Origin of the sequence: Saccharopolyspora sp. NPDC049426, assembly GCF_040676935.1 — a bacterium.
In the GTDB taxonomy this organism is placed as follows: Bacteria; Actinomycetota; Actinomycetes; order Mycobacteriales; family Pseudonocardiaceae; genus Saccharopolyspora.
The window spans coordinates 91395-117058 of the sequence record NZ_JBFAPZ010000012.1 but is presented as its reverse complement, the minus strand read 5'-3'; the positions used below and the strand labels follow the sequence as shown (position 1 = coordinate 117058).

The 25664-nt window shown below is 70.4% G+C and carries 24 protein-coding genes; 10 read left to right on the top strand and 14 right to left on the bottom strand.

Annotation, left to right across the window (positions count from 1 at the left end):
- Nucleotides 1-55: 55 nt before the first annotated feature.
- Genes AB0J78_RS25130 through AB0J78_RS25120 form a run of 3 tightly spaced genes read right to left on the bottom strand, consistent with a single transcriptional unit; the run spans nucleotide 56 to nucleotide 3079 of the window.
- On the bottom strand, nucleotides 56-1120 hold the full coding sequence (locus AB0J78_RS25130; RefSeq protein ID WP_363793015.1) for a prenyltransferase: 1065 nt from the start codon (nucleotides 1118-1120) through the stop codon (nucleotides 56-58).
- Complete coding sequence (locus AB0J78_RS25125; RefSeq protein WP_363793232.1) at nucleotides 1107-1820, bottom strand: methyltransferase domain-containing protein; 714 nt, start codon at nucleotides 1818-1820, stop codon at nucleotides 1107-1109. Before AB0J78_RS25125 ends, AB0J78_RS25130 begins: the two co-directional genes overlap by 14 nt.
- A gap of 2 nt (nucleotides 1821-1822) precedes the next feature.
- On the bottom strand, nucleotides 1823-3079 hold the full coding sequence (locus tag AB0J78_RS25120; RefSeq protein ID WP_363793013.1) for a glycosyltransferase family 4 protein: 1257 nt from the start codon (nucleotides 3077-3079) through the stop codon (nucleotides 1823-1825).
- Nucleotides 3080-3251: 172 nt separating this feature from the next.
- On the opposite strand from AB0J78_RS25120, the gene kstR reads away from it, so the two are divergent.
- Nucleotides 3252-3860 carry a cholesterol catabolism transcriptional regulator KstR gene (gene kstR, locus AB0J78_RS25115; RefSeq protein WP_363793011.1) on the top strand — a complete coding sequence of 203 codons (609 nt, stop codon included), beginning with the start codon at nucleotides 3252-3254 and terminating at the stop codon, nucleotides 3858-3860.
- On the opposite strand, the gene AB0J78_RS25110 is transcribed toward kstR, so the two are convergent.
- From AB0J78_RS25110 to AB0J78_RS25100, 3 genes are all read right to left on the bottom strand, one after another.
- Complete coding sequence (locus AB0J78_RS25110) at nucleotides 3846-4874, bottom strand: MBL fold metallo-hydrolase (RefSeq protein ID WP_363793009.1); 1029 nt, start codon at nucleotides 4872-4874, stop codon at nucleotides 3846-3848. The genes kstR and AB0J78_RS25110 overlap by 15 nt on opposite strands.
- Before the next feature lie 56 nt (nucleotides 4875-4930).
- Nucleotides 4931-5827 (bottom strand): SDR family oxidoreductase, encoded by an 897-nt coding sequence (locus AB0J78_RS25105; protein WP_363793230.1) that lies wholly within the window; start codon nucleotides 5825-5827, stop codon nucleotides 4931-4933.
- A 206-nt stretch (nucleotides 5828-6033) separates the two neighbouring features.
- On the bottom strand, nucleotides 6034-6786 hold the full coding sequence (locus tag AB0J78_RS25100) for an SDR family oxidoreductase (RefSeq protein WP_363793007.1): 753 nt from the start codon (nucleotides 6784-6786) through the stop codon (nucleotides 6034-6036).
- A gap of 94 nt (nucleotides 6787-6880) precedes the next feature.
- Here AB0J78_RS25100 and AB0J78_RS25095 point away from each other — a divergent pair, with 94 nt between their 5' ends.
- The 4 genes from AB0J78_RS25095 to AB0J78_RS25080 are packed head-to-tail and all read left to right on the top strand — an operon-like array spanning nucleotide 6881 to nucleotide 10304.
- The gene (locus tag AB0J78_RS25095; protein ID WP_363793005.1) at nucleotides 6881-7630 is read left to right on the top strand and encodes an enoyl-CoA hydratase family protein; all 750 of its coding nucleotides are present in this window, start codon (nucleotides 6881-6883) and stop codon (nucleotides 7628-7630) included.
- Nucleotides 7631-8500: a CoA-transferase gene (locus AB0J78_RS25090; RefSeq protein ID WP_363793003.1), complete on the top strand. Its 870-nt coding sequence runs from the start codon at nucleotides 7631-7633 to the stop codon at nucleotides 8498-8500.
- On the top strand, nucleotides 8497-9240 hold the full coding sequence (locus tag AB0J78_RS25085) for a CoA-transferase (RefSeq protein ID WP_363793001.1): 744 nt from the start codon (nucleotides 8497-8499) through the stop codon (nucleotides 9238-9240). The genes AB0J78_RS25090 and AB0J78_RS25085 overlap by 4 nt, the downstream gene beginning before the upstream one ends.
- A gap of 11 nt (nucleotides 9241-9251) precedes the next feature.
- On the top strand, nucleotides 9252-10304 hold the full coding sequence (locus AB0J78_RS25080; RefSeq protein WP_363793228.1) for a nitronate monooxygenase: 1053 nt from the start codon (nucleotides 9252-9254) through the stop codon (nucleotides 10302-10304).
- 93 nt (nucleotides 10305-10397) lie between these two features.
- Here AB0J78_RS25080 and AB0J78_RS25075 read toward each other — a convergent pair whose 3' ends face one another.
- Genes AB0J78_RS25075 through AB0J78_RS25065 form a run of 3 tightly spaced genes read right to left on the bottom strand, consistent with a single transcriptional unit; the run spans nucleotide 10398 to nucleotide 13029 of the window.
- Nucleotides 10398-11024, bottom strand: a complete 627-nt coding sequence (locus AB0J78_RS25075; protein WP_363792999.1) for a TetR/AcrR family transcriptional regulator — start codon at nucleotides 11022-11024, stop codon at nucleotides 10398-10400.
- A gap of 44 nt (nucleotides 11025-11068) precedes the next feature.
- The gene (locus AB0J78_RS25070; RefSeq protein WP_363792997.1) at nucleotides 11069-11842 is read right to left on the bottom strand and encodes an SDR family oxidoreductase; all 774 of its coding nucleotides are present in this window, start codon (nucleotides 11840-11842) and stop codon (nucleotides 11069-11071) included.
- Nucleotides 11839-13029: an acyl-CoA dehydrogenase family protein gene (locus tag AB0J78_RS25065; protein ID WP_363792995.1), complete on the bottom strand. Its 1191-nt coding sequence runs from the start codon at nucleotides 13027-13029 to the stop codon at nucleotides 11839-11841. Before AB0J78_RS25065 ends, AB0J78_RS25070 begins: the two co-directional genes overlap by 4 nt.
- 104 nt (nucleotides 13030-13133) lie before the next feature.
- Here AB0J78_RS25065 and AB0J78_RS25060 point away from each other — a divergent pair, with 104 nt between their 5' ends.
- From AB0J78_RS25060 to AB0J78_RS25045, 4 genes are all read left to right on the top strand, one after another.
- Nucleotides 13134-13988, top strand: coding sequence for an enoyl-CoA hydratase (locus AB0J78_RS25060; protein ID WP_363792993.1), 855 nt, complete (start codon nucleotides 13134-13136; stop codon nucleotides 13986-13988).
- Between the two features lie 3 nt (nucleotides 13989-13991).
- Nucleotides 13992-15107: an acyl-CoA dehydrogenase family protein gene (locus AB0J78_RS25055; RefSeq protein ID WP_363792991.1), complete on the top strand. Its 1116-nt coding sequence runs from the start codon at nucleotides 13992-13994 to the stop codon at nucleotides 15105-15107.
- Nucleotides 15104-16078 carry an acyl-CoA dehydrogenase gene (locus tag AB0J78_RS25050; RefSeq protein ID WP_363792989.1) on the top strand — a complete coding sequence of 325 codons (975 nt, stop codon included), beginning with the start codon at nucleotides 15104-15106 and terminating at the stop codon, nucleotides 16076-16078. The genes AB0J78_RS25055 and AB0J78_RS25050 overlap by 4 nt, the downstream gene beginning before the upstream one ends.
- 146 nt (nucleotides 16079-16224) lie before the next feature.
- Nucleotides 16225-17313, top strand: a complete 1089-nt coding sequence (locus AB0J78_RS25045; protein WP_363792987.1) for an acyl-CoA dehydrogenase family protein — start codon at nucleotides 16225-16227, stop codon at nucleotides 17311-17313.
- Between the two features lie 160 nt (nucleotides 17314-17473).
- Here AB0J78_RS25045 and AB0J78_RS25040 read toward each other — a convergent pair whose 3' ends face one another.
- From AB0J78_RS25040 to AB0J78_RS25030, 3 genes are read right to left on the bottom strand one after another with little or no spacing between them, the layout of a single operon-like run.
- Nucleotides 17474-17902 carry a MaoC family dehydratase gene (locus AB0J78_RS25040; RefSeq protein ID WP_363792986.1) on the bottom strand — a complete coding sequence of 143 codons (429 nt, stop codon included), beginning with the start codon at nucleotides 17900-17902 and terminating at the stop codon, nucleotides 17474-17476.
- 2 nt (nucleotides 17903-17904) lie between these two features.
- Complete coding sequence (locus AB0J78_RS25035) at nucleotides 17905-18366, bottom strand: MaoC family dehydratase N-terminal domain-containing protein (RefSeq protein WP_363792984.1); 462 nt, start codon at nucleotides 18364-18366, stop codon at nucleotides 17905-17907.
- Nucleotides 18367-18420: 54 nt separating this feature from the next.
- Entirely contained in the window at nucleotides 18421-19581 is a 1161-nt protein-coding gene (locus AB0J78_RS25030) for an acetyl-CoA C-acetyltransferase (RefSeq protein WP_363792982.1), read from the bottom strand.
- Nucleotides 19582-19805: 224 nt separating this feature from the next.
- Here AB0J78_RS25030 and AB0J78_RS25025 point away from each other — a divergent pair, with 224 nt between their 5' ends.
- Nucleotides 19806-20120 (top strand): hypothetical protein, encoded by a 315-nt coding sequence (locus tag AB0J78_RS25025; protein ID WP_363792981.1) that lies wholly within the window; start codon nucleotides 19806-19808, stop codon nucleotides 20118-20120.
- A gap of 12 nt (nucleotides 20121-20132) precedes the next feature.
- On the opposite strand, the gene AB0J78_RS25020 is transcribed toward AB0J78_RS25025, so the two are convergent.
- Together AB0J78_RS25020 and AB0J78_RS25015 are read right to left on the bottom strand one after the other, a co-directional pair.
- Nucleotides 20133-24152, bottom strand: coding sequence for a tetratricopeptide repeat protein (locus AB0J78_RS25020; RefSeq protein WP_363792979.1), 4020 nt, complete (start codon nucleotides 24150-24152; stop codon nucleotides 20133-20135).
- A 192-nt stretch (nucleotides 24153-24344) separates the two neighbouring features.
- Nucleotides 24345-25526: a lysozyme gene (locus AB0J78_RS25015; RefSeq protein WP_363792977.1), complete on the bottom strand. Its 1182-nt coding sequence runs from the start codon at nucleotides 25524-25526 to the stop codon at nucleotides 24345-24347.
- Nucleotides 25527-25664: the final 138 nt, after the last annotated feature.

Sequence of the window (25664 nt, the reverse complement as noted above, 5' to 3'; positions counted from 1 at the left end):
AATTCGAAAAACCCCACTCGGCCGGGTGGTTTTGTCGGCCGAGTGGGGTGCTGCGTCAACGGGTGCGTTCGTAGGCGCAGCAGGCGGCGTTCTCGACCGGGAGGCCGCTCGGGAGGCCTTCGCCTCGGAAGATGCCGTTGCCCAGCGAGGTTCGAGTCAGAGCGTCGGTGGCGAGGACGACCGCTGCGGCGGTCCAGGAGGACTGCTCCTCCGGCCAGCGCTTGCCGTCGGCGAAGACGAAACCCGTCCAGTACGAGCCGTCGGGATCGCGGAGGTGCTGCATCGCGCTCAGCTGCTGCACCGCGCGGTCGTGCTCGCCGAGAGCGTCGAGCGCCAGCACGAGTTCGCAGGTCTCGGCCCCGGTAACCCACGGGTGGTCGTCGACGCAGCGAATCCCCAGATCCGGCACGACGAAGTCGTCCCAGCGCTCGTCGATGCGCCGCAGCCCGGCCTCGCCCCGCACGGCACCGCCGAGGATCGGGTAGTACCAGTCCATCGAGTACCGGGTCTTCGGGGTGAACGCTTCCGGATGCCTGCGCAGCGCGTGCCCGAGGCGGCCGACGGCCACCTCCCAGCTCGGCTGCGGCACGCCGACGCGGTCGGCCAGCGCCAGCGCGCACCGCAGGCTCTGGTGGATGCTGGAGCTGCCCGACAGCAGCGCCTCACCGGTCGGCCCGGCTTCGCCGATGCCCCAGTCGATTTCGCCGCGCTGGTGCTGCGCGGTGAGCACGAAGTCGATGGCGTCGCGCACCATCGGCCACATCCGCTCGGCGAACGAGTCGTCACCGGTGATGAGCACGTGGTGCCAGACGCCCACCGCCGGGTAGGCGCAGTAGTTGGTGTCGGCTCCGGCGTCCTCGACCACGCCGTCGCGCACCTGGAGCGGCCAGGAGCCGTCGGAGCGCTGCGAGTCGCGCAGCCACTCGTACGCCCGCTCCGCCTCCGCGAGCTGCCCGATCACCGACAGCGCCATCGCGCACTCCACGTGGTCCCACGGGTCGGTGTGACCGCCCGGGAACCACGGGATCTCCCCGGAGGGGAGCTGAACGGACGCGATGGCCTTGCCGGTCTGGACGAGCGCCTCCGCGGAGACGACGCCCGGCAGCTCAGGCGCCGGCACGAGGTTTGCCCAGGTAGATCGCAATGCTCTTGCCCGCGATCGGGTTGAGCAGCCTCTCGGCGGTCCGCGAGATCCACGGCGCCTTCATCATGTCCCACACCAGGAACGAGTGGTACGCCTTGGCCAGCGGGTGATCGTTGTTGTCGGTGCCCACCGCGCACTTGATCCACCAGTACGGCGAGTGCAGCGCGTGCGCGTGGTCGCGGAAGACGTAGCGCAGCCCGGCGTCGGTGAGCTTGCCGATCAGCTCGTCGGCGGAGTAGATCCGCACGTGACCGCCTTCGACCTGGTGGTACTCGTCGGACAGCGCCCAGCAGATCCGCTCCGGCCAGGCGCGCGGGACGGTGACCACGACGCGCCCGCCCGGCTTGACCACGCGGACGAGCTCGCGCATCGCCTTTTCGTCCTCGGGGATGTGCTCCATGATCTCCGAGGCGATGACGACGTCGAACTCGCCGTCGGCGAACGGCAGGGCCAGCGCGTCACCGGAGACCGTCTGGGCCTTGGCGCCCTCGGGCGCCTCGCCCTCGTCCTTCATCGCGGCGAACATCGCGGCGACGTTCTCCAGCTCTTCGACGTCCTGGTCGAAGGCGGTGATGTCGGTGCCGCGCCGGTACAGCTCGAAGGCGTGCCGGCCACCGCCGCAACCCAGGTCCAGCACCCGCTGTCCCGGCCGCACACCGAGCCTGTCGAAGTCCACCGTCAGCAACGCGTTGCTCCCTTCCCACCGCGCGGGCTGCGCGCGATCGCTTCGGCGTAGCAGTCGACGGTCGCCGCTGCCACGGATTTCCAGCTGTAGCGGGCCAGCACCCGCTCGCGCCCGTTGGCGCCGAGCCGGGTGCGGTGCTCCGGCGAGTCCAGCTGCCGGGCCAGCGCCTTGGCCAGCGCTTCGGCGTCGCCCGGCGGCACCAGATCGGCGCACTCCCCGTCAGGACCGGCGACCTCGGGGATCGCACCCGCGCGGCTGGCGACCAGTGGCGTGCCGCAGGCCATCGCCTCCACGGTCGGCAGCGAGAACCCCTCGTAGAGCGAGGGCACGCTGGCGACCTCGGCGGAGCCCAGCAGCTCGGCCAGCTCCTCGTCGCTGATGCCCTTGACGGTGCGCACCACGTCGCCGATGGCGAGTTCCTCGATGCGCTGCTCGGTCGGGCCTCCGGGGGTCAGCTTGCTGACCAGCACCAGCTCCACTTCGCGTTCGGTGCGCAGCTTCGCGACGGCCTCCAACAGCGTGCCGACCCCCTTCATCGGGGTGTCGGCGCTGGCCATGGCCACGATGCGACCGGGGACGCGCGGCCGGGTCGGCGGCTTGAACACCTCGGCGTCCACGCCCAGCGGCACGACGCGCAGCTGCTCGGGGCCGACGCCGAAGTCCTCGCGGATGTCGTCCGCGGAGTTCTGCGACACGGTCAGCAGCTGCGGGATCTGGCGGGCGACGCGGGCCTGCATCCTGGTGAAGCCGTACCAGCGGTGCACGGTGATCTTGCGCCAGCCCTTGGCGGCGGCGAGGTCGACCCGGCGGTCGTGGGTGATCGGGTGGTGAACCGTTGCGACCAGCGGAATCCCGGCGCGCTGCAGGGAGAGCAGACCCGAACCCAGGCACTGGTTGTCGTGCACCACGTCGAACTCGTGCGAGCGGGCCTTGAGCAGCCGCGCCGCGCGCATGCTGAAGGTCATCGGCTCCGGGAAGCCCGCGGTCCACATGGTGCCGACCTCGAGCAGGTCGATGTGGTCGCGCAGCTCGCGCCAGTGGGGGGTGCGGAACGGGTCGTCGTCGTTGTAGAGGTCGAGGCTGTCCACGGGCGTCAGGTCCACGCCGGGGTCCAGATCCGGGTAGGGCTGACCGGAGAACACCTCGACGTGATGTCCCAGCTCGGCGAGGCCGCGGCTGAGGTAGCGGACGTAGACACCCTGTCCGCCGCAATGCGGCTTGCTTCGATAGGAAAGCAACGCGATCCGCACGATTCACCTCACACTGCCCGGGGGCCGCGGGCTGGGTAGACTGGAACATGTTTCGGTCGAGGTAACCCGCTTACCTTAACCCGTTAGTAGCCCCGCACGATGAGCCGCGTGGCGACGAACACGCTTCGCCGTCACCTGATGTCCGTCGACTGTTCAAGGAGAGCCCCCGCCCATGGAAAGCTCGCAGAACGTGCTGGAAGCGCTCCGGGGCGGCAGCAACACCGGGACCACGGCGCAGGCCGAGCGGCGCAAGCGCATCATCGACGCCACCATCGCGCTGGCCAGCAAGGGCGGCTACGACGCGGTGCAGATGCGCGCGGTCGCCGAGAAGGCCGACGTCGCCCTGGGCACCCTGTACCGCTACTTCCCCTCCAAGATTCACCTGTTGGTGGTCGGCTTGGCGCGGGAGTTCGCGCGCGAGCAGGAGAAGATGGACCGGTCGAAGATCCCCGGCGACACGCCCTACGACCGGGTGCTGCACGTGCTCAACCGCACCACCCGGCAGCTTCAGCGCAACCCGGAGCTGACCGAGGCGATGACCAGGGCGTTCATGTTCGCCGACACCTCGGTCGCCAACGAGGTCGACACCGTGGCGCTGCTGATGGAGCAGCTGTTCACGCACGCCATGACTCCCGACGAGCCCACCGAGGAGCAGCGGGCGATCGCGCGGGTCATCGGCGACGTCTGGCTGTCCAACCTGGTCGCGTGGGTGACCCGCCGCGCCTCGGCCACCGACGTGTCCAACCGGCTCGAACTGACCGTTCGGCTACTGCTGGCCTGAGTACTCCACGACATCACCGTTCTGAGCGGCGGTGAGTTCGCCGCGCGTGACCAGCAGGTCGAGGTGCGCGCTCGTCTCGCCGACCGCCAGCACCTGGTTGAACAGGTCGAGATCGGCGAAGTCCTTGTTCCGCCGCGTCCAGCCGAGCTTGAGGGCCGCTTCGTAGGCGGTTCCCGCACCGTCGCGGACGACCTCGGCCGTCTGCTGCAGGCGCTCGTCGTGGTGGCGCAGCAGCTCGTCGATGCGCTGGTGGGAGCTGCCGCCGACGGGCCCGTGCGCGGGCAGCAACCGCAGGTCCGGGTAGGTCTGCATCAGCTGCAGCGAGTCCAGGAAGTCGCCGAGCGGCAGCTCCGGGCGGGCGGATTCGACGCCGATCGAGGGCGTGATGTGCGGCAGGATGTGGTCGCCGGAGAACAGCGTCGAGGAGTCGGCGTCGAGGAACACCACGTGTCCCCGGGTGTGCCCGGGCGTCGGCACCGCGAGCAGGGTGCGCGATCCCAGCGGGATCTCGACCTTGCCGTGCAGCCACTCGTCCGGCTGCTCGTAGGGGTTCTCCCCCTTGCGCTCCGGCGGTGCGCCGCCGTAGGCCTCGGCGAGCTTGCCGAGCAGTTCCTGCGCACCCCAGCGCTGCAACCGCCGCATCTCGGCGAGTTCGGTGCCGCCTTCGAGGATCGCGTCCATCGTGGGCTGCTCACCGGCGCCGAGGCTGATCTTGGAACCGAAGGTGCGGCGCAGCTGCACCGCGAGCGTGTAGTGGTCGCGGTGCACGTGGGTCACCAGGAACCGCTGCACGTCGGCGAAGTCGTAGCCGATCTCGCCGAGGCCCTTCTCCAGCTGCGTGCGCGCTTCCTCCAGCGCCCAGCCGGAGTCGATGAGCACCAGCCCGTCGGAGTCCTCGATGGCGTAGACGTTGACCGCGCGCAGTCCGTCGTTGGGCAGCGGCAGCGGAATCCGGTGCACGCCAGGCCCGACCTGTTCCACGCCGGGCTCGATCCACGCGTGCCGATCGCTCACCGTTGTCCTCCGAGTTTTGACGAATCTCCTAAAAAGAGATGTACCACCCCGCTTCCTCAGGTGCCGTAGACGGGGTCGGGAACGGGGGCCTCGGCCAGCAGTTCCGCCACCACGGGTCCGAGCTCGTCGGCGTCCCAGCGTCGGCCGGCGTCGCGCGAGGGCCCTCGGGTCCAGCCGGTGCCGACGGTGATGTCGCCACCGGCGACCTCGAAGACCCGACCGGTGACCTCGGCGGAGTCGGCGCTGCCGAGCCAGGCCACCAGCGGCGAGACGTTTTCCGGGGCCATGTCGTCGAATCCCTGGTCCGGCCGCGCCATCATGTCGGCGAAGACGGTCTCGGTCATGCGGGTGCGCGCCGACGGTGCGATGGCGTTGACGGTGACGCCGTAGCGGGCGAGCTCGGCGGCGGTGTTGAGGGTGAGCGCGATGATCCCGGCCTTGGCCGCGGCGTAGTTGGTCTGGCCGATGCTGCCGAGCAGTCCCGCACCGGACGTGGTGTTGATGATCCTCGCCTCCACGGTCTCGCCCGCCTTGGTGCGGTCGCGCCAGTGCTGGGCGGCGTGCCGCATCGTGGCGGCGTGGCCCTTGAGGTGGACGCGGATGACCTGGTCCCACTCGTCCTCGGCGATGTTGACGAACATCCGGTCGCGCACGAACCCGGCGTTGTTGACCAGCACGTCCAACCGCCCGAACCGCTCGACGGCGAACTCCACGAGCTCCCGCGCCTGCCCCCAGTCCGCGACGTCGGCCCCGTGCACCTCGGCCTCGCCGCCGAGCGCCCGGATCTCCTCGGCGACCTCCGCAGCAGCGGACCCGTCACCCCCGCTGCCGTCCAACTGCACCCCGATGTCGTTCACGACGACCTTGGCCCCCTGCCGAGCGAACTCCACGGCATGCGCACGGCCGATCCCGCGCGCACCCCCGGTCACGACGACGACCCTGCCTTCACAAATCACGTTCGTCCTCCTAGAAGTCGTTGCCGACAACCAACACCGGCATCTGCGAACTCCACCCCCAACCCGATTTCAGTGGAAATCACAACCCGAACTTCCACTGAAATCGGAAACCCGACTTCCACTGAAATCCAGACCCGGAACCGGAGTTCCACTGAAATCGGGGACCGTCTTGGGGAGGGGTGACGGTCTTGGGGGTGTTGTGGTCACGTGCGGATTGCGTTGAGGTAGGCCGTTCGTTCGCCTCCACCGTCGACGGTGATCGTCGAGCCGGTGACGTAGGCGGCCAGCGGGGAGGCGAGGAAGAGGCAGGCGTTGCCGACGTCGGACGGTTCGGCGAGGCGCCCCAGGGGGACGATCGAACTCAGATCGGTCTCGCCGTAGTGGTCGGCCTGGCCCTCGGAGCTGACCAGCCCCACCACCACGCCGTTGACGCGGACGTCCGGGGCCAGTTCCTGGGCCAGCGTGCCGGTGAGGTTGTCCAGGCCCGCCTTGGCCGCGCCGTAGGCCGCGGTGCCCGGTGACGGTCGGCGGCCGGAGACGCTGCTGATGTTGATGATCGAGCCCCTGGTCTCCACGAGCGCGTCGCGCGCGTGCTGGGCCAGCAGCAGCGGTGCGATGAGGTTCAGCTCGACGACCTTGCGGTGCAAGCGGATCGACGCGCTCGCGGTGTCGGCGACCGGAGTGCCACCCGCGTTGTTGACCAGCACGTCCAACCGCCCGGAGCGCTGCCGGATGTCGGTGATCAGCTCGGCGACCTGCTCGCTCTCCCGGACGTCGACCTGCGCGAAGTGCGCGGTGGCCGAGCCGTGCGAGGGAAGTTCGTCGACAGGTTTGCGGGCGCAGACGTGGACCTCCGCCCCGGCGCGCAGGAACGTCTCGGCGATGCCCGCTCCGAGACCCCGCGTTCCTCCTGTCACCAGCACGACCCGGCCGGTGAGGTCGATCTCGATGCCCATCCGCCGCTCCCTGCGTTCTCGCCCCTGGCGGGGTGTCCTGCGGTGTTGCTACGGTAACAACCCAACCAAACAAGTGCTAGGTTTGGCAGGTGGCATGGGCACGCAAATCGAACGGCGGGACGGCGGAATCGTGGTCCTCACCGTCGACCACCCACCGGTGAACGCACTGCCGGTCAAGGGCTGGTTCGACCTCGCCGAGGCGCTGCGCGACAGCGGTGCCGAACCGCAGACCCGGGTCGTGGTGCTGCGCGCCGAGGGACGCGGCTTCAACGCGGGTGTGGACATCAAGGAACTGGCCGCCGATCCCGGCCACGACAAGCTCGTCGCCGTCAACAACGGTTGCTACGAGGCGTTCAAGGCCGTCTACGAGTGCCCGGTACCGGTGATCAGCGCCGTGCAGGGGTTCTGCGTCGGCGGCGGCATCGGCCTGGTCGGCAACTCCGACGTGATCGTCGCCAGCGACGACGCGACCTTCGGCCTGCCGGAGGTGGACCGGGGAGCGCTCGGCGCGGCCACGCACCTGTCCCGCCTGGTGCCGCAGCACATGATGCGCGCCATGTTCTACACCGGACAGACGGCCACCGCGCAGCAGCTGGCCGAGTTCGGCTCGGTGCACAAGGTCGTTGCGCGCGAAGGACTCCTGGACGCCGCGCTGGAGGTGGCCGCCGACATCGCGGCCAAGAACCCGCTGGTGATCCGCAAGGCCAAGGCCGCGCTCAACGGCATCGACCCGGTGGACGTCAACCGCAGCTACCGGTTCGAGCAGGGCTTCACCTTCGAGCTCAACCTCACCGGGGTGTCGGACGAGATCCGCGCCGAGTTCGGCCGCGAGAAGGAGGCGTAGGTGCAGGACAAGCAGCTGACCGTCGACGAGGTGGTCTCCCGCCTGCGCGACGGCATGACGATCGGCATCGGCGGCTGGGGTTCCCGGCGCAAGCCGATGGCGCTGGTGCGCGCGATCCTGCGCTCCGACCTCGAGGACCTGACGCTGGTGTCCTACGGCGGTCCGGACGTCGGATTGCTGTGCGCCGCGGGCAAGCTCCGCAAGGTCGTCTACGGTTTCGTCTCGCTGGACTCGATCCCGCTCGACCCGCACTTCCGGTCGGCCCGCCAGCGCGGCGAGCTCGACGTGGCCGAGTACGACGAGGGCATGGTGCTGGCGGGGCTCCGCGCGGCCGCGGCACGACTGCCGTTCCTGCCCACGCGCGCCGGGCTCGGTTCCGACGTGATGGCGCTGAACCCGGAGCTGCGCACCGTCCGCTCCCCCTACGCCGACGACGAGGAACTGGTCGCGATGCCGGCGCTGAACCTGGACGTCGCGCTGGTGCACATGAACCGCGCCGACCGCTACGGCAACGGCCAGTACCTCGGCCCCGACCCGTACTTCGACGACCTGATGTGCGCCGCGGCCGAGACCAGCTTCCTCAGCTGCGAGCGGATCGTCGCGACCGAGGATCTCACCGAGACCGCTCCCCCGCAGTCGCTGCTGATCAACCGCCTCCACCTGCAGGGCGTGGTGGAGACGCCCCACGGCGCGCACTTCACCAGCTGCGTGCCCGACTACGGCCGCGACGAGGCGTTCCAGCGGCACTACGTCACCAGCGCGAAACCCGGCCAGTGGGAGGCGTTCCGCGCCGAGTTCCTTGACGGGGACGAAGCGGACTACCAGGCGGCGGTCGAGAAGTTCCACGCGCGCGCGGAGGTACCGGCATGACGATCACCAGGGCCGAGGTCTGCGCGGTGGCCTGCGCCGACAGCTTCGCCGACGCGGGGTCGGTCATCGCCTCGCCGTTCGGCACGATCCCCTCGATCGGCGCCCGGCTGGCCCGGCTGACCAGCGCGCCCGAGCTGCTGCTCTCCGACGGCGAGGCGATGCTGATCGCCGAGACGACGCCGCTGGGCGAGGAGTCCACCGCCGCGGTCGAGGGCTGGCTGCCCTACGGCAAGGTCCTGGACCTGCTGGCGGGCGGGAAGCGCCGGGTGATGATGGGCGCTTCGCAGGTGGACCGGTTCGGCAACCAGAACATCTCCCGCATCGGTGACTGGGCCCAGCCCAAGGTGCAGCTGATCGGGGTGCGCGGGGCGCCGGGCAACTCCGTCAACCACACCACGAACTACTGGATCCCCAACCACAGCACCAAGATCTTCGTCGAATCCGTGGACCTGGTGGCCGGTGTCGGGCACGACCGGGCGCGTCAGGTCGGTGCGAAGTACCACGACGTGCAGGTGGTGGTGACCGACCTGGCGGTGCTGGACTTCCAGGGCCCGGACGGCTCGATGCGGCTGCGTTCGGTGCACCCCGGGGTGAGCGTGGACGAGGTGCGGGAGAAGACCGGCTTCGAGCTCGCCGTCGACGAGGTCGCCGAAACCCGGTCGCCGACCGACGACGAGCTCGCCCTGATCCGGAACCGGATCGACCCGAAGGGGTTGCGGGACAAGGAGGTTCCGGCGTGACCGAGCAGCTGCTGCGCACGCCGCTGTGCGACCTGACCGGTGTGCGCCACCCGGTCGTGCAGACGGGCATGGGCTGGGTGGCCGGCCCGAGCCTGGTCTCGGCGACCGCGAACGCGGGTGGGCTGGGCGTGCTGGCCTCGGCGACGATGACGTTGCCGCAGCTCACCGACGCGGTCCGCGAGGTCAAGGAGCGCACCGGCGAGCCGTTCGGGGTGAACCTGCGCGCCGACGCGGGTGACGCCGAGGAGCGCGTCGACCTGCTCATCCGCGAGGGCGTGAAGGTGGCCTCGTTCGCGCTCGCGCCGTCGCAGCGGCTCATCGGCAAGCTCAAGGACGCCGGGGTCGTGGTGATCCCGTCCATCGGCGCCCGCAGGCACGCCGAGAAGGTCGCGGCGTGGGGTGCGGACGCGGTGCTGGTGCAGGGCGGCGAGGGCGGCGGCCACACCGGCGCGGTGGCCACGACCCTGCTGCTGCCGCAGGTGGTGGACGCGGTGGACATCCCGGTCATCGCCGCGGGCGGGTTCTTCGACGGCCGCGGCCTGGCCGCCGCGCTGTGCTACGGCGCGGCGGGAGTGGCGATGGGGACCCGCTTCCTGCTCACCACGGACAGCCGGGTTCCCGACGATGTCAAGGGCTCCTACCTGGAAGCGCAGGTCGGCGACACCGTCGTCACGTCCAAGGTGGACGGTCTGCCGCACCGGATGCTGCGCACCGATCTCACCGACTCCGCCGAGTCGCAGGGCCTGCTGCGACGGCTCCCCCGCGCGCTGCGCCAGGCGGTCGCCTTCAAGGCCCTCACCGGCATGACCTGGCGCCAGCTCGTCACCGATGGCCTCGCCATGCGCAAGGCCCAGAAGCTCCCCCTCAACAGGGTCCTCCTGGCGGCCAACACCCCCATGCTGATCAAATCAGCTCTGGTCGACGGCCACCCAGAAGCGGGAGTCCTCCCGGCGGGCCAGGTCGTCGGCATGATCGACGAGCTCCCCAGCTGCGAGAAGCTCATCGACACCCTCATCACCGAGGCCCGCGACACCCTCCGCCGGACCGGCGCGCTCAGCGCCTGATTCGAATTTCGCGCGAAATTCGACCTCCGGAGTTCGGACTCGAATTTCGCGCGAAATTGGAATCGCCCGCGCAAGCAGGCTCGTTGCCGCTGGTCAGCGGGCTACGATGCCGTCGCAGAGGATGTTGATGTACTGGTCCGCGATGGACTTGATGCTCAGCTTGCCGCTCGGGTTGAACCAGTGGACTGTCGTCCACACGGTGTCGCGGATGAAGCGGTAGGTGAGCTTGGCGTTGAGGTCTTCCCGGAAGACCCCGCTCTTCTGCCCCTCCTGGAGGACCTTGAGCCAGGTCTTCTCGAACTCGTCGGCCACGCCGGGCAGGTAGTCGAAGCGCTCGAACTGGGCCAGGTAGTTGGCCTCGTTCTGGAAGATCGCGATCGCGGCCGGGTGCTGGCGCAGCGCCGCGTAGGACCGCTTGATCAGCTCGGTGAGCGCGGTGCGCGGGTCCTCGGCCTCCTCGATGATCTTGGCGTTGGCCTGCCGCTGGTCGTCGAGGAATTCGCGCAGGATCTCGTCCACCATCGCCTCCTTGGAGTCGAAGTGGTGGTAGAGGCTGCCGGAGAGGATGCCGGCGGCGTCGGCGATGTCGCGCACCGTGGTCGCGAGGAACCCACGGGTGGCGAACAGCTCGCCGGCGATGGCGAGCAGTTCGGCTCGGCGTTCGGAGCCGTTCTCCCGCGCCGGGCGGTTGCGTGCGGACAAGCGCTTGGTCGAGACCACGAGTCCATCCTCTCAAAGCCGCCGCGGCGTTGCGCGCCGGAGGGTCATGGGTGCTGGTTGGAGACCGAGATGACCTCGCCGGTGAGGTAGGTCGAGTAGTCCGACGCGAGGAAGACGATCACGTTGGCGATCTCCCACGGCTCGGCCGAGCGGCCGAACGCCTCGCGCTCGGTGAGCGTGGTCAGCAGGTCGTCGGAGGTCACCTTGGCCAGGTTCTCGTGCATCACCAGGCTCGGGGCGACGGCGTTGATCCGGACGCCGAGCTCGGCGGCGTCCATCGCGGCGCAGCGGGTCAGCGCCATGACACCGGCCTTGGCTGCCGCGTAGTGCGACTGCCCGGCCTGCGCCCGCCAGCCGACGACGGAGGCGTTGTTGACCACGACGCCGGGGTTGCCCTGGTCGCGGAAGAGCCGGGTCGCGGCGCGCGTGCAGCGGAAGGTGCCGCCGAGGGTGACGTCGACGACCTTGTCCCACTGCTCGTCGGTCATCTCCAGGATCGAGGCCGTGCCGCCCAGGCCGGCGTTGTTGACCACCACGTCGACCTGGCCGAAGGTGCTTGTCGCGGTGTCGAACATGCGCTGCACCTGGGTCTCGTCGGTGACGTCGCAGGCCACCGAGGCGACCTTCGCGCCGGGCAGCTCGGCGAGTTCGGCGCAGGTCTCGGCGAGCCGGCGCTCGTGCCGGTCGCTGATGAGCACCTGCGCGCCTTCTTCGAGCATCCGGCGCGCGACCGCCGAGCCGATTCCGGTGCCTGCCGCGGCGGTGACCACCGCGGTCCTGCCGTTGAGCAGTCCGTGCGCGGGCGGGGCCTGGGTCATCGGGTGCCCTCCTGGGGTCGGGGTTCGCGCGGCAGGCCGAGCACCCGCTCGGCGATGATGTTGCGCTGGATCTCGTTGGAGCCGCCGTAGATCGTGTCGGCGCGGGTGAACAGGAACAGCCGCTGACGGCTGTCGAGGTCGTAGGGCTCGCCCTGGGCGATGAGCCCGTTGGGCCCGGCGACCGCCATGGCGAGTTCCCCGAGGTCCCGGTGGAAGTTCGACCACAGCAGCTTGACCACCGACGATTCGGGGCCGGGCGGCCCTTCGGCACCGAGCAGTCGGAAGACGGTGCAGCGCAGGGCTTCCAGGTCGGTCCAGGCGCGGGTGATGCGGTCGCGCAGCAGCGGGTCGTCGAGGGCCCCGTTGGCGCGGGCCTGCTCGGTGATCTCGGTGAGCTCACGGCGGAAGACGACCTGCTGGTCGACGGTTCCGATGCCGCGTTCGAACCCGAGCGTGCCCATCGCGACCTTCCAGCCCTGCCCGACCTCGCCCACGACGTGCCCGGCTGCGGTGCGGGCGTCGTCGAAGAACACCTCGTTGAACTCCGAGGTGCCGGTGAGCTGCATGATCGGCCGGACCCGGATCCCGGGCTGGTCCATGGGCACCAGGAAGTACGACAGGCCCTGGTGGCGGCGCTGGTCGGGGTCGGTGCGGGCGAGCACGAAGCACCAGTCGGCGACGTGCGCCATCGACGTCCACACCTTCTGGCCGTTGAGCACCCACTCGTCGCCCTCCAGGCGAGCGGTGGTGGCGACGTTGGCGAGGTCGGAGCCCGCGCCGGGCTCGGAGTAGCCCTGGCACCACAGCTCGCGCGCGCCGACGATCTCGGGGAGGAACCGCTTCTGCTGCTCGGGGCTGCCGAAGGCCATCAGGGTGGGCCCGAGCAGTTCCTCGCCGATGTGGCCGACGCGGACCGGCGCCTGAGCGCGGGCGTACTCCTCGTGGAAGATGATCTGCTGGCCGACGTCGGCTTCACGCCCGCCGAACTCCACGGGCCACCCCAGGCACGTCCACCCGTGTTCGGCGAGCAGCCGGTCCCAGGCGAGCCGCACGTCGAATCCCTCGTGCTCGCGTCCGGGTCCGCCGAGTCCTCGTGCTTCGGCGAACTCGCCGGTCAGGTGCTCGGACAACCACTGCCGGACTTCGCGGCGGAAGGCCGCTTCCTCGGCGCTGTCGGTGAGGTCCACAACCGCCTCCTCGGCGTCGTTAACGCGTCGGCACTCTACCAAGCACTTGCTTGTTCGGCTAACCTCGACGTGCCGCAATCGCAAGGCCGAGCTAGGAGCGCCCGATGGCAGCAGAACAAGGGGTCGTCCACTACGAGGTCCGCGACCAGGTCGCCGTGGTGACGATGAACCGGCCCGACTACCGCAACGCGCAGAACTCGGTGATGACCTACGCGCTCGACGACGCGTTCTACCGGGCCTGCGAGGACGACCGGGTCAAGGTGATCGTGCTGGCCGGCGAGGGCAAGCACTTCTCCGCCGGTCACGACATCGGCTCCCCCGAGCGCGACATCGACGTCAGCTACCCCCGCCGGGCCGGTCTGTGGTGGGACCACACCAAGCACTCCGGCGGCGAGTCGCGCTTCGCCCGCGAGCAGGAGGTCTACCTGGGCATGTGCCGCCGCTGGCGCGAGATGCCCAAGCCCGCCATCGCCTCCGTGCAAGGGGCGTGCGTGGCCGGCGGCCTGATGCTGGCGTGGGTGTGCGACCTGATCGTGGCCAGCGACGACGCCTTCTTCGCCGATCCCGTGGTGAAGATGGGCATCCCCGGCGTGGAGTACTTCGCCCACCCCTGGAAGCTCGGCCCGCGGATCGCCAAGGAGTTCCTGTTCACCGGCAACCGGATGAGCGCGCAGCGGGCCTACGAGGTCGGCATGGTCAACCAGGTCGTGCCGCGCGAGGAGCTCGCCGACGCGACGATGAACCTGGCGGGCAACGTCGCGGCGATGCCGATGTTCGGGCTGTCGCTGACCAAGAAGGCGATCAACCAGGCCGAGGACCTGATGGGCATGCACAGCGGCATGGACTCCGCCTTCGGGCTGCACCACTTCGCCCACGCGCACAACGCCGAGGTCGGCGAGGACTCCCTCGCGGGCATGGACGCGCGCAGCATGAAGAAGTCCAACGAGGAGCGTGGGTGAGCCGTGGATCTGGAGTTCTCGGACACCGATCAGGCCTTCCGCGAGGAGGTGCGCGCCTGGCTGCGCGAGCACGTGCCCGCCGAGCCGCTGCCGTCGCTGGAGACCGCTGAGGGGTTCGCCGCGCACCGCGAGTGGGAGAAACTGCTGCGCTCGGCCGGGCTGTCGGTGGTGTCGTGGCCGGAGGAGTTCGGCGGTCGCGGCGCCTCGCTGCTGCAGTGGGTGATCTTCGAGGAGGAGTACTACGCCGCCGGGGCTCCCGGACGCGTCAGCCAGAACGGCATCTTCCTGCTGGCCCCCACGCTCTTCGAGCACGGAACCGACCAGCAGAAGCAGCGCTACCTGCCGCGGATGGCCGCCGGCGAGGACATCTGGGCGCAGGCCTGGTCCGAACCCGAGGCCGGCAGCGACCTGGCCGGGATCCGCTCGACCGCGCGGCGCGTCGACGGCGGCTGGCTGCTCAGCGGCAACAAGACGTGGAGCTCGCGCGCGGCGTTCGCCGACATCGCCTTCGGCCTGTTCCGCAGCGACCCGGACGCGCCCCGCCACAAGGGCCTGACCTACTTCCTGTTCCCGCTGGACGCCCCCGGGGTCACGGTGCGGCCCATCCAGCGGATCGACGGCAAACCCGCCTTCGCCGAGCTGTTCCTCGACGAGGTCTTCGTCCCGGACGCCGACGTGCTGGGCGGGGTCGGCGACGGCTGGCGGGTCGCGATGAGCACGGCCAGCAACGAACGCGGGCTCACGCTGCGCAGTCCGGGCCGGTTCCTGGCCACCGCCCGGAAGCTGACCGAGCTGCCCGGTGGGCTCGACGACGACCGGGTGGTCGACGCGTGGGTGTCCGCTCAGGCCTACCGGCTGGCGACGTTCGAGACGGTGACCAAGGTGCTCGACGGTGCCGGGCTGGGCGCCGAGGCGAGCCTGAACAAGATCTTCTGGTCCGAGCTGGACACCTCGATGCACGAAACCGCCTGGGACCTGCTCGGACCGGGGGCGGAGACGAGCTCGTGGGTCGAGGGCTACCTGTTCTCGCTGGCCGGGCCGATCTACGCCGGGACCAACGAGATCCAGCGCAACATCGCCGCCGAGCGAGTGCTCGGACTGCCGAGGGGGTCGCGATGAGATTCGTGCTCGAACCCGAGCAGCAGGACATGGCCGACACCCTGCGCGCGATGTTCACCGCCGCCGACGTGCCGGCCATCGCCCGCTCCTGGGCCGACGGGGACGCCGAGAGCTGGCGCAAGCTGTGGCGGAGCCTCGCCGACCTCGGCGTCACCGGCGTGACGCTGCCCGAGGAGCGCGGCGGGCTCGGTCTCGGCCCGGTCGAACTTGCTCTCTGCCTGCAGGAATGCGGCTACGCCGGGCTTCCCGGGCCCGTGATCGAGTCGCTGGCGCTGCTGCCCGCGCTGCTGCCGGACCTCACCGCCGACGCGGCGGTGCGCACGGCAGTCGTCGCGCCGCACGTCCCGTGCGCGCTGGACGCCGACCTCGCCGACGAGGTCTACGAGTGCGGACCGGAGTCGACCCGGATTCTGTCCGGGATCTCCTTGCGGCGCGAAGAATCCTTCGATCCGGCTCGCCGGTTGTTCGAGGTCGGGTCGACCTGGGGCGAGGAGGTCCCCGGAGCGGAGTTCGAGCGGGCCTTCGACCTTGCGGTCCTGGGCTGCGCGGCCTACCTGCTCGGGCTCGGTCACCGGATGCTCGACCTGGCCACCGAGCACGTCAAGCAGCGACAGCAGTTCGGGCGCCCGGTCGGCGAGTTCCAGGCGGTCAAGCACCACCTGGCGAACGCGCTGCTCAAGCTGGAGTTCGCCCGCCCGCTCATCCGCGGCGCTGCTCTGTCGGCGGGCTCCGAGCACGCCGGCCGCGACGCCTCCGCCGCGAAACTCGCCGCAGGCGAGGCGGCCCACCTCGCCGCCCGCACCGCCCTGCAGGTCCACGGCGCCATCGGCTACACCGCCGAGCACGACCTGCACCGCCACCTCACCAAGACCGCGGCGCTGCGCCAGTCCTGGGGCACCCCCGCCTGGCACCGCCGCCGCATCGCCCGTTCCCTCACCGCAGACCCGGACACCCCCATCGGAAGCCCCTGACCGCACGGGGTTCGGCGATTTCAATGGAACTCAGGTACCGGATTTCAGTGGAAATCAGGAATCCGATTTCCACTGAAATCGGGAACCCCCGCCGGGACGGGACAAGGATTCGAGTCGGGTGCGGGCCCAGAACTTGGGAGGTTGTTGTGCGGTTTGCTTTCACCGAGGAGCAGGACGAGTTGCGCGAAGTCGTGCGGCGGTTGGTGGACCGGCGGGGTGGACCGGAGGTTCGGGAACCCGATGTCGTGGCCGAGGGATTCGACCGGGAGGTGTGGGCGCAGCTCGCCGAGCAGGTCGGGGCGCACTCGCTGGGGATTCCGGAGGAGTTCGGGGGTGGTGGGTTCAGCCTGCTGGAGACGTTGATCGTGGTGGAGGAGCTGGGTCGGCGGTTGTCGGACATCCCGTTCCTGGGCAACGTGGTCCTGGCCGCCGAGGCGGTGCTGGCCACGGGCGATCGGACGGCGTGCGAGCGACTGCTGCCGGGGATCGCCTCGGGCGAGCAGGTGGTGTCCCTCGCCTGGGCAGAGCCTGAAACCGGCTGGGCGCATGACGGTTTCCGCACGACGGCCCGGAGCGACGGCGACGGGTGGCTGCTCGACGGGCGCAAGGTTCACGTGCTCGACGGGGCGCAGGCCGACACCGTCCTGGTGCTGGCCACCGCCGACGGACGACCCGCGTTGTTCGAGGTCGTCGAGCCCGAGGCCACCGCCACCACTCCCCTGGACCTGACCCGCCGGATGGCCGAGATCCACCTGCACCACACCCCGGCGCGACTGCTGGGCACTCCCCCGGTGCAGCGCATCGTCGACGTCGCCGCGGTCGCGCTGGCCGCGGAATCGGTGGGAGCCGCTCAGCGGTGGCTGCGCGAAACGGTCGAGTACACCAAGATGCGGACCCAGTTCGGCCGTCCGATCGGCTCGTTCCAAGCGCTCAAGCACCGGCTGGCCGACTGCTACGTGGCCGTGGAGTCCGCGCGCTCGCTGTCCTACGCCGCGTCCTGGTCGGTGTCCACTCAGGACGAACGGGCGAGCGAGCTGGCGGCGATGGCGAAATCCGCCTGCACGGAGGCCTACTACGCGATCGCCGCCGAAGGAGTGCAGCTGCACGGTGGCATCGGGATCACCTGGGAGCACGAAGCGCACCTGCACCTCAAGCGCGCCCACGCCGCGACTCAGCTGTTCGGGACCCACCGCCTAGGAGCTGCTGGTCGTCGTTTTGCGGGGCGGTGCGGGTAGGGGAACCTGAGCGGCGCTGTGGACTCCGCGCGCCGCTCCTGATGCATGCCAATGCACGGCGTCGCGACGTGCTCGCCACAGCACCGCTCAGAACCCCCGGCGGTGCGAGCTGAGTCCCACACCTGAGACGGCGGCTATCGCCGCATCGTGAATGACACCCCTACGCCAGGCGGACGACGGCTCGGGCTTTGGCCAGGACCTCGACTCCGGCGGAGGTGGCTGAGAGTTCCACCACCGCGCGGTTGTCGTCGAGCTTCTCGGTCACCTGGCCGGCGACCTCGACCTCCACGCCGGTGTCGTCGTCGGGGACGACCACGGGCTTGGCGAACCGCACGCCGTACTCCTCGACCGCGCCCGGGTCACCGACCCAGTCGGTGACCAGCCGGGCGGCCTCGGCCATCGTGAGCATGCCGTGGGCGATGACGTCCGGCAGCCCGGCGGACTTGGCGATCCGCTCGTTCCAGTGGATGGTGTTGAAATCGCCCGAGGCGCCGCAGTAGCGCACCAGCGTCAGCCGCTGGATGGGGTAGCGCTGCGGAGGAATCTCCGTGCCGACCTCGACCTGGTCGAAAGCCACGCTCGCAGCCACGTTCACTGCCCTCCCTCTGCGGTTCCACGAGAGATGATCGTGTTGACCGCTGTTCCGACCACGTCGCCGTGGACGTCGACGATGTCGGTCTCGATGCGCACCAGCTCGTTGGTGCCCGCGTCGCGGATCTCCACGATCCGGCCCTTCGTGCTGAGGACGTCACCGGCCCGGATGGGGCGCCGGTAGCTGAACTTCTGCTCGCCGTGCACCACCATCCGGTAGTTCAGCCCGAAGTCCGGGCGCAGGATCGGGTTCTTCTCCGACGCCGCACCCGTGGCCACGATGCCGAACGTCGGCGGCGCGATCACGTCCGGATGCCCGAGCGCGCGAGCCGCCGCCTGATCCCGGTAGGCCGGGTTGGGGTCACCGATCGCATCGGCGAACTCGCGGATCTTGCCCCGGGTGACCTCGTACGCCTCGTCGGAGCTGAACTCGAACCCGATGTAATCCCTGTTGATCGCCACACCTTCTCCTTCCACCACCGGCACCGCTGAGCAAGGCGTTCCCCTGGGAGGGGTTCACAGCCGCTCGATGATGGTGACGTTGGCGGTTCCGCCGCCCTCGCACATGGTTTGCAGGCCGTACTTCCCGCCCGTGCGCTCCAGCTCGTTGAGCATGGTGGTCATCAGCTTCGCCCCGGTGGCGCCGAGCGGGTGGCCGAGCGCGATGGCGCCGCCGTTGGGGTTGACCTTGGCGGGATCGATGTCGATCTCCTTCTGCCAGGCCAGGACGACGCTGGCGAAGGCTTCGTTGATCTCCACCACGTCGATCTCCGATGCCGCGATGCCTGTCTTCTCCAGCGCGTGCTTCGTGGCCGGGATCGGCGCGGTCAGCATCTTCACCGGGTCGTCGCCGCGCACGCTCATGTGCCGGATGCGGGCGCGCGGGGTCAGCCCGTGCTCGCGGACGGCCTGCTCGGAAGCCACCAGCAGCGCCGCCGAACCGTCCGAGATCTGGCTGGCCACACCCGCGGTGAGGCGGCCACCGTCGGCGAGGGTCTTGAGCCCGGCGAGCTTGTCCTTGTTCGTGTCGCGCCGCGGCCCCTCGTCGTGCTCGACGCCGGCCATTGGTGCGGTCTCGCGGTCGAAGTGCCCGCCGTCGATGGCGGCGATCGCGCGGAGGTGGCTGCGCAGCGCGAACTCCTCCATCGCCTCGCGGGAGATGTCCCACTGCTCGGCGATGAGCTCGGCGCCCCGGAACTGGGTGACGACCTCGTCGCCGTAGCGCTTGGCCCAGCCCTCCGATCCGCAGTCCGGCCCGTAGGCGCGGGGGAATCCGAGCTGGTCGGACCCGCGCAGCGAGCTGCCGATCGGGATGGCGGTCATGTTCTGGACACCGCCCGCGACAACCAGGTCGTTGACACCGGACATCACCGCTTGGGCGGCGAAGTGCACCGCCTGCTGCGAGGAACCGCACTGGCGGTCCACGGTGACGCCGGGGACGTGCTCGGGATAGCCGGCCGCGAGCCATCCGGTGCGGCCGATGTTGCCCGCCTGCGCACCGACGGTGTCGACGCAGCCCCAGATCACGTCGTCGACCCCCGCCGGGTCGATCCCGGTGCGGTCCACGAGGTTCTGCAGCACGTGCGCGGACAGGTCCGCCGGGTGAACCCCGCTGAGTCCGCCGCCGCGCTTGCCGACCGGCGTGCGAACCGCGTCGATGATGTAAGCCTCCGCCATGAGGAGTCCCTTTCGTCGGCACCAGTGGCCAGCTCGAGAGTAGTCTCGGCGAGACGCGTAAAACAAGCAAGCGTTTGGTTGCACCGGACCGGTCCGCGTTCGCCCTGCGAACGGCCCCTGCAATCACTTTCCGTGATCGACCTGTAGCTCTCCGCTGTGTTAAAGTCTGGCGAATTGCACGTGCACGTGCAGATGAGCCGCGACGAACGATCTGGGGGCTTCAGATGACTTCGTCAGAACAGGTCGGCGAACCCGACCCGAGCATGTGGTTGCGCCAGTTGGTGCTGCGGGGGTTTCAACTCATGCCGCCTGTGCGGGACGGCACCGGCGAGTTGGAGGCGCTGATCTACGTGCGCCCGCACGGTGACGTCATCGACATCGTCGAGGTCCTGGCCGAAGACCACGTCCGCGCCGCGCGAGTACCGCGCCGCGGCGAGATCCGCACCGACGACAACGCGGCTTACTGGCGCACGAACGGCAACGTCGTCGACGTCGTGGACCAGGTCCTCGCCCTGCCGAAACCGCTGATCCGGGCCTGAAGCGCCGGATCGCTAGCGCGCTTCGCGGCTGCCCACCGGGGTTTCCGCCGCCCGCAGTTCGTTGAGGCGGTAGTTGGCCTGGGCGGCGAGGTGCTCGCCCGCGCCGAGGACCCGTTCGTAGGCTTGGCGCGCTCCGGCCAGATCACCGCGCCGGTGCAGCGCCTCCCCGAGGCTCAGCACCGCCTCCGGTGCCGGATCCGGTGCGCCGATCTCGACCGCGCAGCGCAGGTAGACCAGCGCCGAGTCCGGGTCGTCGTCGGCCAGCAGCGCCGAACCCGTCTCCTGCGCCCATTCCGCGACGTGCGCTTCGGGCACCACCGCGGTCATCCGCCGCAGCGTGTCGGCGGCCTCCAGGTGGTCGCCGTGACCGCGCTGCTCGTCGAGGACGACGCGCACGTTGTTCAACGCGTCCTCGCCCAGCTCCGCCTCGGGCACGTGCATCGCGGCCCTGACGAACGCGTGCACCGCGCCCGGCAGGTCACCGGTCTCGTACCGGATCAACCCGATGCCGAAATCGCCTCGCGCAGCCAGTTCCGGGTCCTCGCAGTTGCCGATGCGCTCGAAGTGGCGCTGCGCGGCGTCCCGGTCGCCGTCCTCCAGCAGCAGTTCGCCGAGGCGGCTGCGGGCGGAGTCGGAGTGCACCGGAACTCCCAGCGCGACCGCGCGTTCCAGCCAGCGCAGGGTCTCGGACCGCTCCTCGGCGCGGTCGGCGAGCAGCAGGTGCGACAGGACGGCGGTGGAGGGGTCTTCCGATTCGGCGGCGCGCAGCAGCATCTCCGCTGATTCGGGCGCGGATTCGCCGACGGCGCGGATGCGGCGCTGCAGCGCCATGCCGAAGATCTCGGCCGACTCGGCGTCGCGCTCGGTCTCGTCCCAGGTCTGCCTGGCCGCCGCGGACTCGCCGACCCGGTGCTGCAGGTGCCCCAGCAGCACGCCGGCCTCCACCGCCGCGGTCCCGGCGCCTTCGGTCTTGGCGTGGCGGGCGACGGCGATCGCACCGTTGAGGTCGTGCACGCGGATCAGCAACTGGGCCATGAGCACGCCGGCGCGCGCTATGGCGGCGGGTTCGCCGGTGCGGATCGCGCGGCGGTACCAGCTCAGCGCGATGGCGTTCTCACCCCGCTCATCGGCGATCTTGCCCAGCGCTATGTGCGCCTTGGGCAGCGCGGTGCGGTGACCGTGGTCGGCGACCAGGCGGAAGAACGCGGACGCGTCCGGGCCACCGGACGCCTGCGAGCGGCGGCCGAAGTCCAGGCCCAGTTCGGAGCAGATGCGCGCGTCCTCGTCAGCGGCGTCGGCGAGGACCCGGGCCGCGGCGGCCAGATCCGTCCAGGCCGCGCACCAGAAGTCGGCGACCGGCTCGGAGCCGTAGTGCTCGACCACCGCGCTGCGCGCGGCGTCCACCTCGCCCTGGCGCAGCAGCCGGTGCGCGCGTTCGTCAACGGATTCCTCATCCCCAGCAGGGGTTTCCGGCACCGGGAGGGCTGCCCGGATCTCGGCGAGGCGCGCGGCGGCCTCCTCGGACTTGCCGACCCCGGCGGCGGCGACCTCGGCGAGCAGTTCAGCGGCGTGCTCGAGCTTTCCGCCGCGCTGCAGCAGAGCCGCCATGCTGACCTTCGCGACGGCGGCTTCTTCCGGGTCCGAGCCGCCGGCCGCACGGCGCCAGGCGTCCAGCGCACCGTCGGCCTCGCCCTTCTCCTCGCGCATCGCACCGAGGAGCAGCAGGGCGCGCTGGCGCAGTTCGACGTGCCCGGACTCGGCGATCAGCCGCAGCCCCCAGTCGGTGAACTCCGGGACGCCGCGCCGCAGGTAGCAGTGCGCGAGGTCGAGGCAGAGCTGGCTGACGGTGAAGTGCGGTTCGTCCTCGTCTGCGAGCCACATGAAGCTCGCGCGCGCCGGTTCGAACTCCTGGCGCAGCGCGCGCATCGCGAACACCGACGCCGGGGCCACCGTCGACGACGATCCCGCGGCTCGGGTGAACATCTCCAGCGCCAGATCCAGGCGGTCGTTGTCGACGTGGTGCTCGCCGAGCAGGAACGCCGCGCGCGGCCCGACCTCGGGGTGCCCGCTGGCCGCGGTGCGCTGGTAGAGGTCGATCAGCGCTTCGTTGCGCTCCAGCGTCCGGTAGATCAGCGACAGCTTGCCGAACACGTCGCCGAGGATCGCCGGATGCCTGGTGGCCAGCGCGGTTTCGAACGCGGCGATGGTGCCGTCCGGATCTCCCTGCTCCATGAGCAGCTCGCCCAGCCTGCTGGCGGCCCACGGCCGCAGCGCGGGGTGCCCCTCGTCGACGACGCGTTGCAGTAACCGGCGGGCCTGCTCCTGGTCGTCGCCGAGCAGCAGGTCCTCGGCCAGCGCGTAGCGCGCGGCGGTGGCGCACAGCTTGTTCGGGGACTCGGCGAGCCGCGTGAGGTCTTCCACCGGGGTGTCCTCGCCGCGTTCGGCGCGGGCGGCCTCGGCGAGTTCGCGCACGGCCGGTTCCGCGCCTGCGAGCAGTGCGTCCACTTCGGACTCGTCATCGCGCTCCACGCGCAGCAGCACGGGAAGCACGCCTCGCGCTGCGGGTTCGTCCAGCAGCGCGTCGATGAACGCGGCGTGCCGCGCGTCCGGGCCGGTGCCGGTGGCCGCGAGACGGCGCAGCAGCTCCCGGGCGCGGCCGGGATCACCCAGCGCGGCCTCGGCGATGGCCAGCGAAACCTGAGCGCGCGCAGCGGTTTCGGAGTCGCCGTCGACGAGGAGCTGGTACGCCTCGCGCGCACCGGTGATGTCACCGGAGGCCGCGGCCTGCCGCGCGCGCCGTTCCAGCTCGGCCGGGTCGACGGCCTCGGCGGGCTCGGCTGGCGCGGGTTCGATCGGCGGGAGGACCAGCTGCGCGGTGTCCTCCACGTCCGGCTCTTCGGCGTCCATCATGGACAGCGCCAGTGCCGCTTCGTGCGCGACGTGGGCGTCCTCGGCCTCCGCCGCCAGCCGGAACGCCTCCGCCGCCGCTGCCTCGTCTCCCCGGTCGTACCGCAGCACGCCGACGTGGTAGGCGGCGCGCGGCGCCTTGTCCGGGTGCCCGGAGGCAACGACCTGGCCGAACGTCTCGATCGCGGCCTCGACCTCGCCGGTGTCGCGTTGCAGCTCGGCCAGCACGCCCAGCGCCTCCAGGCCGTAGCGCGGGTGGCGGCTGTCGATGACCCGCTGCAGCACCTCGCGGGCCTGCGGGATCCGGTCCGTGCGGCGCAGTTGCAGGCTCAGCTGGATCAGCGCCCGCAGCCGCACGCTGGGGCGCGGGTCCTGCGCGGCGCGTTCGTAGGCCCGCACGGCTCCGTCGGGATCGTCGAGCGCCACGAGCACACCACCGCGCAGCACGTGGCCCCAGGCGAGGTGTTCGGGGTGGCCGAGCTCGATGATCTGCTCGGCGAGCCGCCGGGTGACCTCGGTGTCGTCGACGTGCAGCGCGTAGAGCTTGCCCGCGCCGAGCGACCCGTAGTGCGGGTGTCCGCTGTCGAGCAGCTTGCGCAGCAGCGGTTCGGCGTCGTGGTCGCGCCCCTGCTCCAGCATCGCCAGCGCGCGCTGGTAGGCGATCTGCAGGAATTCGGTTCCCTCGGTGCGCTCGGGCGGCAGGGTGAGCTGCTGGGCGGCTTCGACCACGGCGGGATCGCCGCAGGACAGCGCGCGGGTGCGGGCCTCGCGGGCGCCGGCGACGTCGCCGAGCTGCTGGAGCACCTGGGCCAGCAGGACGTCGGCGCGGCCGGCCTCGTCGGGTTCGGCGCCTTCGGTGGCGAAGCGCAGCAGCACCTGGGCGGTGGGCAGTTCCCCGGTGTTGAGCAGCAGGTGCCCGAGGGCGAGGGCGGCGGCCTGGGCGTGCACGGGGTGCCCGGAGTCGATCACTCGTTGGTAGACGTCGCGGGCGGCGGCGAGCGCGTCGTTCTCGGTGAGGATCGCCCCGAGCATCAGGCCGGCTTGAGCGGCCGCTTCGTAGTCGCCTTCCTCCAGCACGGTGCGTAACGCCTGCGCAGCGGCGTCGTGATCACTGTCGAGCAGCAACTGCCTCGCTCGCGTGACCTCTTGCTCCCACCGTGACATTCCGCCGCGCCCTCCGATCGGGTGATCGCCGAGGACGAGAATATCGTTCTTGGCGCGCGTGCAGACCGGCCGCGGCCACCTTTCCCCCGCACGCGCGAAAGGAGCGGGTCGCCCATGCGATGGACGACCCGCTCCCAGGAACCGCGCGCTCGGTCAGCTGGCGAGCTGCTTGAGGCGCTCGAAGCCTTCCTTGTACTGGTTGATGTCGGTGTTGCCGCTGATTCCGGCGACCTTGCCCTTGTCGGTGTACTGCCAGAAGTCCCAGTCCTGGAAGCCCTTGGGCACCGTGGGGCTGTCGACCTCGTAGGCGGCCAACCACAGGTCGTGGTCCTTGAACGTGTCGGTGCTGCCCATGCACTGCTTCCAGAAGGACGGGTTCGCGTAGATGATCGGGTCCTTGCCGGTGCGCTGCTTGACCGTGTCGTTGAACGACTTGGTCCACTGGTGCATCTGGTCGACGCTCTTGCCGTAGCAGCTGCCGCCGTTGGGGTCGACCTCGAGGTCGAGGACCGGCGGGAGGGTCTTGCCGTCGTTCTTGTAGTCGATGATGTCCAGGAAGCGGTTGGCCTGGGTCGCGCCGTCGGAGTCGTCAGGCCGCGCGAAGTGGTAGGCACCCGCGATCAGGCCCGCGTCCTTGGCACCGTGGTACTGCTCGGAGTACTTCGGGTTGGAGAAGTCGGTGCCGTCGCTGGCGAGCACGAAGGTGAACTTCTTGTTGTCCGCGGCGACCTTCTTCCAGTCGATGCTCCCGTTGTGGTTGGAAACGTCGATGCCTTCGATCGGCGGGCCCACCGGAGCGTCCTGCTTGGGCTCCTCGGACTTGGTCTCCGCCTCGGACTTGGTCTCCGCGCGGGTCTGCGGCGGGTCGGCCTTCTTCTGCTCGACGGCCTGCGGAGCAGCGGGCTGCGGGGCGGCCGCCTGCTGCATCGGGGCGGCCACGGCGGCCTCTTCGACGTCGTGCTCGTCGTTACCACCGGCGACGCCGCCGATGATCAGGCCGACGACGCCCACTGCGGCGATTCCGGCGCCCACCTGCACGGAGCGCAGCCGGGGGGCGCGCTTGACGGACTCGGGGACGTGCGGCGCAACCCTCTCCCGGAGGCGCCGCACGGCGGGGGCGTTCTGCACGCGCTGCAGCAGCGGCGACAGCCACTGCATCAGTCGCTGGAGCAGCGGGGCGAACCACTGGCCGACGCGATCCGCTGCCGTGCGAGCGGCGTTGTCAGCGCCCGGCGTCTTGGCGTGCCACCCACGCTCGGTCGCCTCGTGCTTCGGGGTCGAGGCGGGGTCGTTGCTTTCGGGGGATCTGCTGTGGTCGGGGGTCTCGGGTTTCACGAGCCCCACACTCCGCGACGGAGAGTGGTCTGCCATCGAGGTTTATACCTAGACGACTACCTAGTTTCACCCCATCGGGTATCAATGCCCACATATTCGGTTACGCACCGTCAGATGCGCCCAGGGCCAGCCGAATCT

Bases quoted from the DNA above. Each gene is read 5' to 3' on its own strand.
- kstR (WP_363793011.1), top strand. From the start codon at position 3,252: ATGGAAAGCTCGCAGAACGTGCTGGAAGCGCTCCGGGGCGGCAGCAAC.
- AB0J78_RS25100 (WP_363793007.1), bottom strand. From the start codon at position 6,786: ATGGGCATCGAGATCGACCTCACCGGCCGGGTCGTGCTGGTGACAGGA.
- AB0J78_RS25095 (WP_363793005.1), top strand. From the start codon at position 6,881: ATGGGCACGCAAATCGAACGGCGGGACGGCGGAATCGTGGTCCTCACC.
- AB0J78_RS25085 (WP_363793001.1), top strand. From the start codon at position 8,497: ATGACGATCACCAGGGCCGAGGTCTGCGCGGTGGCCTGCGCCGACAGC.
- AB0J78_RS25070 (WP_363792997.1), bottom strand. From the start codon at position 11,842: ATGACCCAGGCCCCGCCCGCGCACGGACTGCTCAACGGCAGGACCGCG.
- AB0J78_RS25060 (WP_363792993.1), top strand. From the start codon at position 13,134: ATGGCAGCAGAACAAGGGGTCGTCCACTACGAGGTCCGCGACCAGGTC.
- AB0J78_RS25050 (WP_363792989.1), top strand. From the start codon at position 15,104: ATGAGATTCGTGCTCGAACCCGAGCAGCAGGACATGGCCGACACCCTG.
- AB0J78_RS25030 (WP_363792982.1), bottom strand. From the start codon at position 19,581: ATGGCGGAGGCTTACATCATCGACGCGGTTCGCACGCCGGTCGGCAAG.
- AB0J78_RS25025 (WP_363792981.1), top strand. From the start codon at position 19,806: ATGACTTCGTCAGAACAGGTCGGCGAACCCGACCCGAGCATGTGGTTG.